This is a genomic window from Bacteroidia bacterium (assembly GCA_033391075.1).
Lineage (GTDB): Bacteria > Bacteroidota > Bacteroidia > J057 > J057 > JAWPMV01.
Genome location: JAWPMV010000001.1, coordinates 6478798 through 6493198 on the forward strand (window position 1 = coordinate 6478798; position 14401 = coordinate 6493198).

Sequence of the window (14401 nt, forward strand, 5' to 3'; positions counted from 1 at the left end):
TACTCAAAATTCTCTCCATCTATTCCAGCACAATCTCCGACTCAATATGGATTTCCTCCAAAAAGCGCTCATCATGCGACACCACCAATAGCGTCCCATGATACTGATTGATGGCTTTGGTCAGGATTTCTATATTCTGAATATCAAGATTATTGGTCGGTTCATCCAGGACAATGAGGTCAGGCGCTTGCTGAGAGAGTGTCAGGCAACAGAGGATCAATCGCATTCTTTCCCCTCCACTCAAAGCCTCACAGGATTTACCCCAATCTTCCTTTCCAAATAAAAAGCGGTTTAGACGAGTTTTGACTTTATACTCCTGGAGATTTGAATTATTGAATATTTGCGTTTGCTCATATAAGCTGAGTTTATTATCGAGTAATGAGTAATTCTGGTCGATGTAGACTGAATTATTTATTGCTCTTTTCAGCTTGCCAACTTGAGGATCTAAATCCCCCAAAATCAATTTGATCAAAGTAGTCTTTCCCGAAGCATTCAATCCTTTCAAAGCCAGTCGTTGTCCACTTTTTATATGAAGACTAAGGTTTTCTTTCCAAATAACTTCCTTAGTATAGCTGTAATTTATTCCCTCTGCCTCAAACAAGATTTTTCCTTTATGTAAAGAAGAATCCTCAAAGCCAAATCTCATTTTGTCTATCTCTGGCAGAGAAGCACGCAAGTCTCTCAATTCCTGCGAAATATCATCTACTCTCTTATTGTGCAGGTTTTTCAGTTTAGAAGATGTATTCTCTGCATCATTTTTCAGCTTATTCATCATGATGCGAGGGGTGCCAGTCTGGAGCTGCTTTTTCTTTCCCCGGGCGTCCAGTTTATTCTGTCGCTCCTTTGTCTCCCTCTGTTTCTTTTTGGCCTTACGCAAAGAAACCTCCTTGTTCTGGAGGTCCTGATTTAAAGCTTTCAACTCTTTCTCTTTCTGCTCACGATAGAAATCGTAGTTACCGCCATAGCTAGTGATTCCATCTCTTTTCATTTCGCAAATCACAGGCAGTTGATTCAGTAATTTTCTATCATGGCTAATGATAAGAAGGCTACTGGAAGTGGATCGAATAAATTGGTATAAAAGCTCTCTGCCTTCTGTATCCAGATGATTGCTAGGTTCATCCATCAATACCAATAAAGGCTCATGAATAGAAATTCCCGCTAGCAGGACCCGCGTTTTCTGCCCTCCACTCAAGTGCTCTAGTTTCTGATCCAGTTCCAAATCTGTCAACTGCCAATAATTGAGAGCCGCTTTACACCTTTCTTCTATCGTCCAGTCATCATCCAGCAAAGCATAGGTTTCTTCTCTGCCATCCCCTTCAAGAATGGCGTGAAATGCCTGAATCTTTTCTTTCACTCCCAAAGCTTCTGCGATAGTCAGATGATTATACTGGCCATAGACCTGAGGAAGGTAATAGGGATGCGCTTCTAAATGGAGTTTCCCTTCGACAGGAAATACTTCACAATTTATCATCCGTAAAAGGGTAGATTTCCCAACCCCATTTTTTCCTATCAGGCCGATTTTGTCCTGAGGATTTAGTTTGAGCGAAATGTTGGAGAAAAGTAAATCCCTATTAGGTAGGGTATATGTGATGTCTTGTAGAATTAACATAATCTCTTCCTGAGAAATGAAACAATAGGCAAAGGGCTTTGCCGGAATTATTGTTTGGAAGAAATTATAGCTTCATGATTTCTATTCTACTTAAATGAATGGATATGTGGGTATACTATAAGGGCGGAATTTTGTTTCAGGGGAAGGGGTGCTTGGGAAGGTGTTGTTGTGTTTTAGTGCCAGGGTGCGGTAGTTAATTTGAAAAACGAACTACAACACTAAAACACAACAACACATTTTTATCTTCCTCTAAATCAATCGCTTGTAAATTTTGTTTAAGTTTTATTCAACAAAAAGATCTAAACGATCAAGCTACTTCGTAGTTCTGGTACAATTTCATTTTTTATCAACAACACTATTATGAAAAGTAGCCAAGTAATCAAATTGATCGTTAGCGGAATATTCATCGCAAGTATCAGCCTAAGCCTCGGATTTGCACAGTGCAGTAGCAAATCAAGCAACAAAAATGTTCACAGAGCGAGCTACAAAACTTCTTACAGAAGTCCAGCGAAAACTTCTCATCACAAAGATCTGGTAGGAATCGCAGCTTCCAGAAAAGATCTTTCTACTTTGGTAGCTGCTGTTAAAGCTGCCGGTTTGGTAGAGACCCTACAAGGAAAAGGACCTTATACCATCTTTGCTCCGACAAACTCAGCCTTTGCTGCTTTGCCAGAAGGAACGGTAGAAATGCTCCTCAAGCCTGAGAACAAAGACAAGCTTATCAAAGTCCTGACCTATCACGTTGTACCCGGTCGCATCGAAGCCAATGACCTGAGCAATGGAAATGTAGGTACTGCTGAAGGAGGAAATATCAAGGTAGATTTGAGCACAGATGCAGTTAAAATCAATGATGCCATCGTTACCTCTGCAAACAAGAGAGCAGTAAATGGAGTCATCCACATCATCGACAGAGTATTGATCCCCGCCAATTTATAGGCAAAGATGTGTAGGTAGATGTGTTCAAAAAATGAAAGGCGCAGATATAAATCTGCGCCTTTCCTGTATCCTAGTTTCTATAATTTCTTTTGAAACGGCTGTTGTTTTTCTTTCGCCTTCGTTTCTCCTCCCGCTCTATCTTTTTCTGCATCTTTCGCTCCATATTCCTAATCTGTCTTTCCATCCGTCTTTGTTTGAGGATGAGGAAAAACTCTTCCAGGCCTTCTCCCGGAGCCTGATCTCTATACATATCACAGTCCATAGAATTGAGGGCCGAAGCTCCCGGATCCTGAAATCTGGCATTTCTATGTTTGCTGTAAAGCTTATAATAACGCTGCATAAATTTGCCGTAAATAGGCAAAGCCGTATTAGCTCCTTGTCCGAGACTCAAGGAACGGAATCGGACTTTGCGGGTTTCTCCCCCCACCCAGGCACCTGCTACAAGGGTAGGAGTGATGCCAATGAACCATCCATCGGTTTGATCCTGGGTTGTTCCGGTTTTTCCTCCGATTTGATTGTTAAGTCCATATCGACTTCTCAACCTTTGGCCCGTCCCATTTTTTACTACGGATCGTAGCATATAATTCATCATGTCTGCCGTATTGGCATCTATGACACGTTCTCTTTCCGGCTTATCCGGCCATTCTACAATCACATTTCCTTGCGCATCCAGCACCTTTTTGATCAGTACCGGTTTGGTTCGCAATCCTCGATTGGCAAAAACTGAATAGGCAGAAAGCATTTCTCTGAGACTCAGTTCCGCCGTTCCCAATACCATACTTGGTGCTTTGGGAACTTCTGATTCAAAGCCAAATTTATTGACAAAACGGTGGGCATCTTCCACCCCAACTTTATTCATTACAGCTGCGGAAACGGTATTGACAGATTTAGTCAATCCCCCTTGCATAGAATAGTATCCTTCATACTTCCCATCAGAATTTCCCGGCGACCAATTTTCATAATCTTCATATACCACCTGCTGATTCTCGATATACTCACAGGGGTCCATGCCTTTGGCCAAAGCCGCTGTATACACAAAAGGCTTGAAAGTTGATCCTACCTGACGGCGGGAAAGTACATGATCGTATTTAAATTCTTTGAAGTTAATCCCACCTACCCAGGCTTTTACATAGCCGTTTCGGGGATTCATCGCCATAAAGCCTGCATGTAAAAAGGCCTGATGTAACTTGATGGAATCCAAGGGCCGCATTTCCTTTTCGACCATTCCTTCCCAGGTCCAGTATTTGATCTTGGTGGGCGTTTGAAAATGCTCCAGGATTTGAGCTTCTGTCATGCCCGATTCTTTGCGATACTTATAGCGATCTGTCTGGCGCATGGCCTTCAGAATTTGCGGATCTTCATCCCGAAAGATGGTTCGTCCTTTCCAATGCTTATCAAAAATTTTCTGTAATTCCTTTAAATGAGAAGCAATCGATTCTTCGGCATATCGCTGCAAACGGGAATCTATGGTTGTATAAATCTTGAGCCCATCTGTATAGACATTGTATTTTTTGCCGTCGGGTCCGGGATTGTCGCGGAAATAAGCTTTGAGTTCCTCGGCTACCTGCTGACGAAAATAGGGCGCGGGCCCTTCCAGTAGCGTTACTTTATTATAGTCCAGCTCAAGAGGAAGTTCCTTTAGCGAGTCAGCTACGGCCTCAGAAAGGTATTCATAGCGCGCCATCTGCTCTAATACGACATTCCTTCTTTCTGTAGATCGCAAAGGATTCCTTCTGGGATTATAAGCTGTGGTTGCCTTTAGCATACCCACCAAAACGGCTCCATCCTCTATGGAAATATCTTTGGCGCTGGTATTGAAAAAACGCTGACATGCGGCGTCTATACCGTAGACTTTTTCTCCGAATGGAACGGTATTCAGGTAAAGGGCGAGAATTTCATCCTTGCTATAATTCTTTTCCAGTCGTTTGGCGATGATCATTTCCTTGAACTTCGCTACAGGCAAGCTCAGGATACTATAGTCTTCCCGGGGAAAGAGGTTTTTGGCCAATTGCTGTGAAATGGTACTTCCTCCTCCGGCACTTTTATCTCCTAACAAAATAGATTTGAATGCCACTCGAAACATACTGCGGGTATCAATACCGGCATGCTCATAAAAACGTGCATCCTCCGTTGCTACCAGAGCTTGAAGAAGCTCAGGCGAAATATTTTCATAGGCAACATTGCTCCTGTTTTCGATATAGTATTTCCCCAACATCTTGCCATCTGCAGAATAAATCTCGGAAGAATTATGATGGCGAATATTGGCGAGTTTATCTGCTTGAGGTATTTCTCCAAATGCTCCGAAATAAACCGTGAGGAAAAGGATCAATATACATGCAAGACCCGCTCCCATAAGAATGAGAGAGATTTTTCCGGCTTTTCGGACACGAGGATCCTTAAAAAATTCCTGGAATTTATCTTTGAGCGTTTCTTGCGAGGTGGAATCTGTGGTGCTATGTTGAAAATCTTCCATCATTCAACTATCCGTGAATGGCTTCGCTTTTCCCATACCTACTTATAACCTCACCCTCAAACTCGAGAAAAGCTTCCCAGCGTTTATCTACGTCCACATTGGGACAAAGTTGTTTTGCGAGCTTGATGAAAAGCGTATAATGTCGAGCTTCTGAGACCATGAGATCATAGTAGAAATCTGCCAACTCTTTGTCATCTATATTTTCTGACAAAACCTTGAAGCGTTCGCAGCTGCGAGCCTCTATCATAGCTGCAAAGAGCAATTTATCTGCCAGGCTTTCTTCTCGCCCTTTTCCTTTTACGCGGATAAATTTCACCAATTCATTGACATAAGAGTCTTTTCGCTCAGGCCCCAGGGTATATCCACGCTTCTGGATTTGCTGATGGACCATGCGAAAATGGCTCATTTCCTCCTGGGCCAAATCTGACATTTGGGTAACCAAATCCTCGTGCATGGGATATTGTACGATGAGAGAGATAGCCGAAGAAGCCGCCTTTTGTTCGCACCAGGCATGATCCGTCAGAATTTCCTCAATATTACTCTCTGCTATATTCTTTACCCAAAGCGGGTCAGTCTTCATTTTTAGCCTCAACATCTTATCAGAAGTTTATTTGTGTCTGCAAGTTACGAAAACAAGCAGAATAGACCTTAGGGAATATTTTGGGGAATGATTAACTTATTAATGGGGAGATGGTCAGGAGAGCTAAGAATAAAGAACAAGGAATGGAGAAGTGAGAAGGAGGTTTATTGAGGGTAAATTCAAAATTCTTGCTTTGCACCAAATAAGACTTCTCCATTTGTCATTCCTTGTTCTTCATTCATATTATACCTCATCAATATGCGCTGGAAAACACAAACAAGCATTTTACTTATTCTTCTGCCAATTCTTTCCATGGGGCAAGACTGGAAACGTATTTCAGGAGAAGTAAAAGATATTCGCAAAGGAATGGGTATTCCTTATGCCCAAATTCGAATTCTCAATAGCTCACTTGGTGTGATTACCAATTTTTCAGGTGAATTTCGAATCAGTATTCCTGAAAGACATTTTGGAGATACCCTTCGAATTTCCTCCATCGGTTACCAAAGCAAGGACATTCCCATTCAAAGCTTGCTGGATAGCAATTTTATCAGCCTGCCTTTAGGGGAAAGGATATACAGCCTGGAAGAAATAGCCATAAAAGAAAAAAGAGGAAAAGAATTGGGAGCAGGTGAAATCGTAAGAAGAGCTGTCAATCGTATCAAAAAGAATGTCCCTGATGAATCGATGATTATCAATGGATTTTATCGGGATTATCTGCTGAGAGAGGGAGAATATATCAACCTGATGGAAGCAGCTTTAAAGGTTTATGATAAAGGTATTCAAACTTATGATTACAAAAAGACCCAGATAGAACTGGAACAATTCCGCTTTAGACAGGACATACAGATTGATACTTTTCAAAGTGGATCTTATGCATCGGGAGAGAAAATGATTCCGGAAATGAAGATGAATTACGCAGGCCGAAATGAATTTTCCATCCTTCGCCTCCACGATCCCATTCGCAACTTTAAGCACCCTTCCTTTGCTTTTGTCTTCATCACCAATAAGTACTTTTTAACCTATCACAATTTCAAACTGGATTCGCTAATCATCCAGGACGAAGACTTCCTGTACGAGATATCCTTTGAGCTGGTGGATGACCCCGTTTACAAACATCTCATTGAGGGTAAGCTATTTATCCGTGCTTCGGATTTTGCGATCCTTAAGTTTTCCTATACCAATTTTTTCAAACCGGAAGAAGAAGAGGAAGGAGTGCGCTATGAGATTTTGGTAGAATATCAGGACTTTGAGGAGCAGATGGTTCTGAAGTACATTTCCATGAACAACTACCTGAATACACGAATTGGAAATCCGAGTTTTAAGATTGATACTATACGAGTAGATACCCTGGCCAATAGACTTATTCTTCGATTCAATAAAACCCTGGACTTTCGTAGCTCGGGAAATCCTAAAAACTACAAAGTCTGGATCGATGGGCTGAGGTTTAAAGTCGAAAATATTGTGCATAATGATCCAGCAGAGGTCAGCATTCCCTTCAGGAAAAAATTAAAAATAGATCGGCCGGATCAAATCAGATTGGAGGCGGAAAATATCCTTTCGGCTTATGGAGAGATTCTCAATGTCTATCCTACCGCTTCTATGTATCAGTATCGGGAATTTTTTGTAAATGAGGTTGAGATAGGGGAGTGGGAGGAAAGAGAAAAAGTATTGGTGAATAAAGAGCTACCTCTATATCGAAACGAAGTTGAGCAGATTCCCGGCTTTTGGGAGAATTACAATATGGTATTGAGCCAGCCTTTGAAGAAATTGGAGAGGTAAACTCAAACAACTCGTGTTATCCAGAGCCCCGTCGGGAACCTCAATCAAATGCCAAAATCACTAATTCAAAAAAATTGACGGAGTTACAGACAAATAGTTTCAGCCCCTCCACTTTGGTCGGAGTGGCAGGAGATTTTGAGCTAAAAAAAATGCCGGGCACAAGGCCCGGCTGCATTCGAGTGAATATGAAATATTGCTATTTCCTTATCTTTTGAGGAATCCTCCCAACATGCCACCGATGTCGTCCAACATACTTCCATCTCCGTCCTGATCCAGGACTTTTCCGAGGATATCCATTACAGGAGAACCTGCACCGCGAGCTTGCTGACTTTCTCCAGCCAACAATCCAGCAAGATCAGCAGGATTCAAGCCCTGGCTTTTCTGAGTTCTTCCTAATTGTCCCAAAATAACGGGTGCAAGATTTTCCAGAAGGTTGCCAGACTGTCCTGAGTTCAGACCTGTTATTTGACTAAGTGCAGATTCGATTCCTCCACGCTTTTGTCCAAATACGTGTCCGAGAATTGCACCACCGGGTCCATTATCACTTTGAGAAAGGAAACCTCCCAAATTGTCCAGAATACTTCCGTCGTGGTCTTTCTGTAAAGCATTGCTAAGAGATGCGGCTCCATCATCAGAAGATGCATTTTTTGCAAGTGCTCCTACAATCATTGGAATTGCAGCTGAAATTGCTGCTCCAGTTACTCCTTCGTCAGCGCCAATATTCTTTGCCAGTCCTTGAAGAACCTGGCCACCAATTTGTTCGGTGAGTGCGTTTAGTAATGACATACTTATTTGTAAATTTTTTTAATAAAGTGAAATCGTTCAATTTTAGGATACTTCGGTTGTGAAAAGGTCACACACAAGTTAAAAAAATCCGGGACACGAATTATATGATCCTCGAATTTTTACTAAGGCATTTGTTATTCACTAGCTCTCAGCTTTAACTTCACCCCATGCTTAGTTACCCGATACATATTGGAGCAGATGCCCGCGAGAAGCTCGGAGAATTTCTCAGGAAGTCCGAATATTCTCAAATCCTGATTCTGGCAGATGATAACACCTATGATCTTTGCTATCCCAAACTTCGGGATTATCTGCCGGTACATGAGGCTATCCATATTCCTGCAGGTGAAAAATTCAAGACGCTTGAAACCTGTGTTGGTGTTTGGAGCAAAATGACCCAAATGGCTATGGATCGAAAAGCCATCCTCGTCAATTTGGGCGGTGGAGTCATTGGAGATATGGGAGGAATGATTGCCAGCCTTTACAAAAGAGGCATTGATTTCGTCCAGGTTCCTACGACTTTGCTTTCTCAGGTGGATGCCAGCGTAGGCAGCAAGTTGGGAGTTGACTTCATGCAATACAAAAACCACATCGGTCTTTTCAATGATCCACAAGGCGTATACATCTGGCCCGGCTTTCTCAATACGCTGTCTGATCGCGAACTAGCCTCCGGTTTTGCCGAAGTAATCAAGCATCATCTGATTGCCGACCAGGCGGGCTGGGAAGGCTTAAAGCAGATTCGCGATTTGCGAAAACTGGACTATACGCAGATCATAGAGCATTCTGTCGCCATCAAACAAAGAATTGTCGAAGAAGACCCCTTCGAAAAAGGAGCAAGGAAGTCTCTGAATTTTGGTCATACGATTGGCCACGCCATAGAAAGTATGCGACTCGAAACAGAAGCTCCTTTGCTTCATGGAGAAGCCATATCCATCGGGATGATTTGCGAAGGCTTCCTCTCTCGCGAAGCAGGCCTCATCGATACCAAGGCCCTCGTCAGCATCATCGAACTCATTTCTCATCACTATCCCTCCACCAACTTCTCCAGCGGAGAATTTGAGGACATCATAGCTCGTGCCCTCAACGACAAGAAGAATGAAGGCAAAAAAATCCTCTGCACTTTCATAGACGGTATCGGTCAGTTCAAAATCAATCAGGAGATCAATGACGCTGATATCGAAGAGTCTCTGGAGTTTTACAATGATATGGCGAAGGGGTATTGAAGAAGTTCGGAAGTGTTAGGGTGTTATAGTGCTGGAGTTGGTATTTTAGCTTTCCAACTATAACACCAAAGCACTACAATACTTTAACACTCATCCTTATGCCTCTCATCAAATCCTTCAAATCCCACACGCCTGAAATCCATCCCTCCGCCAAACTGGCAGAGAATGCTAGCATCATCGGTGAAGTAGAGATCGGTGAAGAAAGCAGCATTTGGTACAATGCTGTTTTAAGAGGGGATGTAGGCGCCATCAAGATCGGTAAGCGAACTAATATTCAGGATGGAGCTATTCTGCACTGCTCTACGGGACTTACGCCTTGCATCGTAGGGGATGAGGTGGTAGTGGGGCATAATGCTATCCTGCATGGATGCACCGTCGAAGATCAGGTATTGATTGGGATGGGAGCGATTGTATTGGATGAGGTAGTTGTTCCCAAACATACGATCATAGCTGCGAATGCTTTGGTAAAGCAGGGGGCTCTTTTGGAGGGAGGCTATATGTATGCTGGCACGCCGGCTAAAAAGATAAAAGCCCTGAGTGAATCTCAAATTGAGATGATCCGCTCAGGGGCTTTACACTATATAGAAAATGCGAAATTACATTGGGGCTGATTTCGGTGGAATGAGACGAAAATTTGTCAGCACCCGATTTCGCATCATGACATATACAAATACGGTTTCCAGTCTTCACGTACATTCCCGGCAAAATTACTCAGAAACATCACGAAGCTCGGACGGAAGGGTTTGTGGGTCATGCTAAGACCCGCTTGCTCCGGGGTCATGCTTCCTTTCTTGGCATTGCAACGCTGGCAAGCCGCAACAAGGTTGTCCCAGGAGTCTCTACCTCCATGTGCCTTGGGTTTTACGTGATCGATCGTCAGGTTTTCTCTGCTTCCGCAATAGACACATCTGTTTCCATCTCGCTTGAATACATTATGGCGAGAAAGATTCACGCGCTTATAAGGCAATTGAACATACCGTCTCAGGCGAATGATTGAAGGGAATTTAAATTCTGAATTTATAGAACAGAGTTTACGCTTCGGATTGTCAGACAACATTTGCGCTTTGTCCAGAAATATCAGGACAAATGCACGCTCGACCGAACAAATAGTTATGGCCTGGTAATCCGAATTCAAGACTAATACACTTTCTCTAACTACCATCTTTTTATGATAATAAGTTTATGTGTCAATTGATTGCTATCAATATCAATGATCCCAGATTCTTCGAATCTGTCTTTACGCAGCCTTCCGGATGCGTGGAGTATATGATCGAGGTGTATAAGGATTCCTACGTGAGTAACCCGACTTTGTTGGGGTTTGGCAAAAAATGCGAGATCGCCTGCCTTATGCTCGCCATAAGGAATCGTTTTACCCTCCAATGCTTGCTTCGAAGAGTCCCTGGGAATAGAAATACCACACATGGCATAAACCATCTGGCTGAAGCCTGAACAGTCTATTCCAAAGCCCGATCTTCCTCCCCATAGGTAAGGGATATTAAAAAAATAGCGGGCAATATCTACCCGCTTGTCAAAATCTTGTATGTCGATTGTCCGTAAACTCTTGGACATACTCCACCGATGACCCGCCATGTCAAAATCGGTCTGGCCGCTACTGACTGGAATCTTTACCCCCAGGGGTATTCGCATCTGGCTTCCATCTTCGAGCATAAGACTTCCATCTAAGACGTATTGCCAATTTTCATAGGATTCATATTCCTTAGGATCTATTGGCAAAAGCATACGAGGATTTACCCAACCCTCATATCCGTCAGAGAGCATTTTTACTTTGTACCAGTTCCCCTCTTCCTCCAGCTTTTCAACCGCCTCTCCAAATAATACCTGACTCACCATCTCTGCCGACTCAGCGGCATTTCCCCGCAGGGGTACAACAGCTTCTCTTGCAACATACATTTTTGGCATTATGGCAAGATTATCTCTAGGTTATAGGTAGCGAAAGTGCTCATTAGCCATAAGTTAAGGGAGAAAAATCAGAAACACATGGGCTTTCCGATATATTTCAGAATAAAGACTAAAGTCCTTTGAAATACTCCCTCTGCTTTGTATCTTTCTATTCAAATCAAACTTATTTTTTAACTTCTAAACTCCTTGCAAAGAAAAGCTGATTCATTTTTGAATCGGTTTTTCTTTTTATGCACTTTTTTATCTAACTTTGCCAGCCGAAAGAAAGAGCCGATGTCGAAAGAGCGCAACTTTTTGAGAAAATACTCCCTGAATGTTGCTCGTATGAAGCCAGGGAAAAATGAGGAGGACTTTCACATAGGCCCTGAGTTTTTTGATCATTTTGAGGTTTCGCCTGTAAAGACAGGAGTGGTTGATGCTCATTTGAAAATGCATAAATATGGCACCCATGTGGATGTCGTTTTTCAAATGCGGGGATGGATCGAACTAAATTGCGATCGTTGCGGAGAACCCTATGAGCATGAGTTTGAAATAGAGGAGCGCATCATTTATTCTTTTGATTCAGATATGGATTTTGAAGGATATGAAGTGATGTATGTGAATAGTGGAGAAGATAAACTTGACATCAGCCAGGAATTGTACGATTTTGTACAAATTTCTATTCCGCTGAGGAAGGTTCCGGATACAGATGTACACCTTTGTGCACCGGATGTTCTGAAAGCACTGGGATTGAATGAAAGAGGCGAAGTGAAGAAAATAAAGCAAGAAAAAGAGGAAGAAGAAATTGATCCTCGTTGGGCAGCTTTAAAGAAACTCAAGGATCAGAATAAATAGATAAAAAAGAAAGCAATAATTAACGAATAAGAGTTTAAGATAATGGCGCATCCGAAGCGAAAAATTTCCAAGACCCGCAGGGATAAAAGAAGAACTCACCTGAAGTTGAAGTCCAAGACTTATTACATGGACCCTGAAACTGGTGAGCCGGTATTGTACCACAGAGTGAGCCTGGAGAGCGGTACCTATAGAGGTCGCCAAATCCTGGAACCTAAAGACGAATAAGCTTAGCCTTAGGCTAATCAATATATTTCGGCCTTGGATGCTTCTTAATCGAAGCATCCAAGGCCTTGTTTTATGGGCTTTTTTGAAAAGGGGATACGTAAGAGTAGAGGGAAACTAAAGCATATCCTTCTTTTCACCCAAATTCAGGATCTCTCAGCACGAGGAGCCAGCACACCAATCAAGCTTCGAGATGACAGAGCTACTTCACCTTCGTCTCCAGCCAATCTTTCCGCATCTCCACTTCTTTCCCTTTTACTTTCTTTTTACTCTGAATACTATAGGTTTTGGCTCGGCTATCTCCTGTATAGGTAAATTCTATTTGCTTCAATTCTTTTAGTCCCAATAAAACCGACAAGCGGACTTCATCTCCGGGCTTCAATTCATTGGCCCATTCGTCCAAATCTACTTCACCGGCTTTCTTTCCATCCACTTCTAACAATAAATCATCCGCCCCAACACCTGCATTGTAAATATCACTTCCAGGCACCACACGACTGATCAGATGTCCCTGACTAATCCTTTCGGCAGCTGTAATCCCCAGCGCGCGTTTCCCAGAGGTCTCATTTATTCCAAGCTCTAACTCAAGCCCCATTGGAGCCAGCAAAGATTCATAATCAATCGAAGCCGTACCATGAACATGATCAGCAAAAAATTGCTCCCAGCTTTCGCCCGTCAATTTCTCCAGGGCTTCCTGAACCCCATCTTCTGGTACTCCTTTATCTTTTTGGTAGTAGTTTTTAAAAAGGTATTGAAATACCTGATCAAGCCCTACACTCCCCTTGCTTCGCTTTCTCACTTCAAGATCGATCATGAAGCCCAAACGGCTTCCTAAGGTATAATAAGAAATTCGATGATCCGGATGAGCATAAGGAGAGCTGGACAACCAGCTATTGAAACTAGAATTGGAAGGAGATACGACTTGGGAAGCATAATTGCCTTCCAGACTGCGAATGGTATTGCTCATCCGATTCAAGAACTCATCTTCATCTATAATCCCCGCTCGTACTAAAGTCAATTGGGTATAGTAATCCGTTACGCCCTCTGTAAACCAATGCAAATTGGTGTATTGCTGTTCACTATAATCGTACGGCCAGAGAGCAGCAGGCCGAATTCGTTTCACATTCCAGGCATGCCAGAACTCATGGCTGGTTATTCCCATCAGTCCACTTTTTGCGGCTTCCGGACTTTGAGCTACCGATGAAGGCAGGGCAAAGCTGGCGGAATTGCTATGTTCGACCGCATGGCGCATCCGATAGGGGAGGAGGCGATAAATGAAATGGTATTCTTCAAAAGGATATCCTCCGAATAGAACGGCCTGTTCCTGCACGATTTTTTTCACATCCTCCAGGATTACTTTCTCCGTCTCACTTCCTCCACTAAACTCTCCCTGAAAATGAAGTTTAAAGGCACAGTTTTCATCCGAAAAATCCAGTGTCTTCATCTCCTCCGCAAAAACAGTCGGTGAATCTACGAATTCGTGATAAGAAGCGGCTTTATAGGACTTTCTGGATCCATTTTGCTTCAAGGCCGTAGCAATTTTCCAATCATCAGGCAGCTCAGGCACTTCCAGTTTAACCGGATCATCATAGCGTCCCTGCACATGCATAAATAAATTGATGGGATTGAAATAGGCTTCCCCCAATCCATAATAACTGGAACCCGCATCGCGATTATTGGCGAAATAACGATAGCGAATTCGGATTTCGCCTCCCTTATTATGCATGACCTTCCAACTATCCTTATTCAGCTTCTGCCATTTCAACTTATTCCCCGACGCATCCCAGGCTTCAAAATGAGAAATAGCCCCCGAATAATCCTGCATAATATATCTCCCCGGTCGCCAGGCAGGTACCATAAATACCGTATAGCTATCCGTTTGGCTTTGAGCCCGGGCTTCAATTATATAGGTATGCGTATTGGGAGTCAGCCAGCTGAGGCTGTATTGATATTCAGCCGAAAAAGCGATGCTTGACATGAAAAGGAATATACTGAGGGAGAGAAAGATTTTATTCATAGGAGAGCGTGTTACCGTGTTACCG

Annotated in this window: 13 protein-coding genes; 6 read left to right on the top strand and 7 right to left on the bottom strand. The window is 42.8% G+C overall.

Annotation, left to right across the window (positions count from 1 at the left end):
* Nucleotides 1-19: 19 nt before the first annotated feature.
* Nucleotides 20-1609: an ABC-F family ATP-binding cassette domain-containing protein gene (locus R8P61_25925; protein ID MDW3650540.1), complete on the bottom strand. Its 1590-nt coding sequence runs from the start codon at nucleotides 1607-1609 to the stop codon at nucleotides 20-22.
* A gap of 360 nt (nucleotides 1610-1969) precedes the next feature.
* Here R8P61_25925 and R8P61_25930 point away from each other — a divergent pair, with 360 nt between their 5' ends.
* Nucleotides 1970-2545, top strand: coding sequence for a fasciclin domain-containing protein (locus R8P61_25930; GenBank protein ID MDW3650541.1), 576 nt, complete (start codon nucleotides 1970-1972; stop codon nucleotides 2543-2545).
* A gap of 70 nt (nucleotides 2546-2615) precedes the next feature.
* Here R8P61_25930 and R8P61_25935 read toward each other — a convergent pair whose 3' ends face one another.
* Together R8P61_25935 and R8P61_25940 are read right to left on the bottom strand one after the other, a co-directional pair.
* Nucleotides 2616-5021: a transglycosylase domain-containing protein gene (locus tag R8P61_25935; protein MDW3650542.1), complete on the bottom strand. Its 2406-nt coding sequence runs from the start codon at nucleotides 5019-5021 to the stop codon at nucleotides 2616-2618.
* A 4-nt stretch (nucleotides 5022-5025) separates the two neighbouring features.
* Nucleotides 5026-5613: a tRNA-(ms[2]io[6]A)-hydroxylase gene (locus R8P61_25940; GenBank protein ID MDW3650543.1), complete on the bottom strand. Its 588-nt coding sequence runs from the start codon at nucleotides 5611-5613 to the stop codon at nucleotides 5026-5028.
* A 243-nt stretch (nucleotides 5614-5856) separates the two neighbouring features.
* On the opposite strand from R8P61_25940, the gene R8P61_25945 reads away from it, so the two are divergent.
* Nucleotides 5857-7377, top strand: coding sequence for a carboxypeptidase-like regulatory domain-containing protein (locus tag R8P61_25945; protein ID MDW3650544.1), 1521 nt, complete (start codon nucleotides 5857-5859; stop codon nucleotides 7375-7377).
* 204 nt (nucleotides 7378-7581) lie between these two features.
* Here the strand turns inward: R8P61_25945 and R8P61_25950 are convergent, their stop codons facing one another.
* A complete protein-coding gene (locus R8P61_25950; protein ID MDW3650545.1) occupies nucleotides 7582-8163 on the bottom strand; it encodes a DUF937 domain-containing protein in 582 nt (193 codons plus the stop codon).
* A 167-nt stretch (nucleotides 8164-8330) separates the two neighbouring features.
* Here R8P61_25950 and aroB point away from each other — a divergent pair, with 167 nt between their 5' ends.
* Complete coding sequence (aroB, locus tag R8P61_25955) at nucleotides 8331-9383, top strand: 3-dehydroquinate synthase (protein MDW3650546.1); 1053 nt, start codon at nucleotides 8331-8333, stop codon at nucleotides 9381-9383.
* A gap of 98 nt (nucleotides 9384-9481) precedes the next feature.
* Entirely contained in the window at nucleotides 9482-9994 is a 513-nt protein-coding gene (locus R8P61_25960) for a gamma carbonic anhydrase family protein (protein MDW3650547.1), read from the top strand.
* 44 nt (nucleotides 9995-10038) lie between these two features.
* Here R8P61_25960 and R8P61_25965 read toward each other — a convergent pair whose 3' ends face one another.
* The gene (locus R8P61_25965; protein ID MDW3650548.1) at nucleotides 10039-10545 is read right to left on the bottom strand and encodes an HNH endonuclease; all 507 of its coding nucleotides are present in this window, start codon (nucleotides 10543-10545) and stop codon (nucleotides 10039-10041) included.
* Nucleotides 10539-11303, bottom strand: coding sequence for a C40 family peptidase (locus R8P61_25970; GenBank protein MDW3650549.1), 765 nt, complete (start codon nucleotides 11301-11303; stop codon nucleotides 10539-10541). The genes R8P61_25965 and R8P61_25970 overlap by 7 nt, the downstream gene beginning before the upstream one ends.
* A 273-nt stretch (nucleotides 11304-11576) precedes the next feature.
* On the opposite strand from R8P61_25970, the gene R8P61_25975 reads away from it, so the two are divergent.
* Complete coding sequence (locus R8P61_25975) at nucleotides 11577-12137, top strand: DUF177 domain-containing protein (GenBank protein MDW3650550.1); 561 nt, start codon at nucleotides 11577-11579, stop codon at nucleotides 12135-12137.
* Nucleotides 12138-12179: 42 nt separating this feature from the next.
* Nucleotides 12180-12362, top strand: coding sequence for a 50S ribosomal protein L32 (rpmF, locus tag R8P61_25980; GenBank protein ID MDW3650551.1), 183 nt, complete (start codon nucleotides 12180-12182; stop codon nucleotides 12360-12362).
* A gap of 199 nt (nucleotides 12363-12561) precedes the next feature.
* On the opposite strand, the gene R8P61_25985 is transcribed toward rpmF, so the two are convergent.
* The gene (locus R8P61_25985; protein MDW3650552.1) at nucleotides 12562-14376 is read right to left on the bottom strand and encodes a PDZ domain-containing protein; all 1815 of its coding nucleotides are present in this window, start codon (nucleotides 14374-14376) and stop codon (nucleotides 12562-12564) included.
* Between the last annotated feature and the right edge of the window lie 25 nt (nucleotides 14377-14401).